The organism is Citrobacter cronae (assembly GCF_016893685.1).
Lineage (GTDB): Bacteria > Pseudomonadota > Gammaproteobacteria > Enterobacterales > Enterobacteriaceae > Citrobacter > Citrobacter werkmanii.
The window spans coordinates 4,137,144-4,137,801 of sequence record NZ_CP069763.1 but is presented as its reverse complement, the minus strand read 5'-3'; the positions used below and the strand labels follow the sequence as shown (position 1 = coordinate 4,137,801).

1 pseudogene is annotated in these 658 nt (G+C 59.1%); it reads left to right on the top strand.

The window, feature by feature from the left end:
- A pseudogene (locus tag JSN25_RS17900) lies at positions 1 to 658 on the top strand (tail fiber protein); the annotation flags it as partial.

Sequence of the window (658 nt, the reverse complement as noted above, 5' to 3'; positions counted from 1 at the left end):
AGAGAAGGATCGGAAACTCGCTGAACAGGCCGCACAGTCAGCAGCGCAGAGCAATGATGCGGCAGCATTGTCTGCAACGGCTGCGGCGGAGTCACAGCGCCAGGCGGCGAACTCTGCCGATGCGGCTGATGTGTCTGCCCGATCTGCCGCAGATAATGCCCGACAGACAGCACAGGACGTTCTGGCCAGTGGTGCAGATGCGGACAGTGCGGCAAAGTCTGCACAGGCAGCGACGGAACAGGCCGGAGTGGCAAAAACTGCCGCAGATACGGCACAGAAAGCGCAGCAGGAGGCAGGTGCTTCGGCACAGTCTGCAACTGGAAGTGCCGAAAGTGCCGCTTCATCAGCACAAACAGCGGGGGAGCATGCTGGTAATGCAGCCTCATCTGAAAATGCCGCGCGTGAAAGCGCCATCACGGCCACGCAGGCTGCAGAACAGGGGAATAACAGCGCGGCAGCTGCAGCACTAAGTGAGCAGCATGCCAGAGAGTCCAGCAACAAGGCTGCTAAATCAGAGACTGCTGCATCAGCCAGTGCAGAATCGGCATCTTCAAGTGAAGCATCAGCTCTGCAGTCAGCCGAAACGGCTGAGAACCAGAAAAATGCAGCCGCTGAGAGTGCCAACCGCGCAGAACAGGCCAGAGATGATGCGCTGACG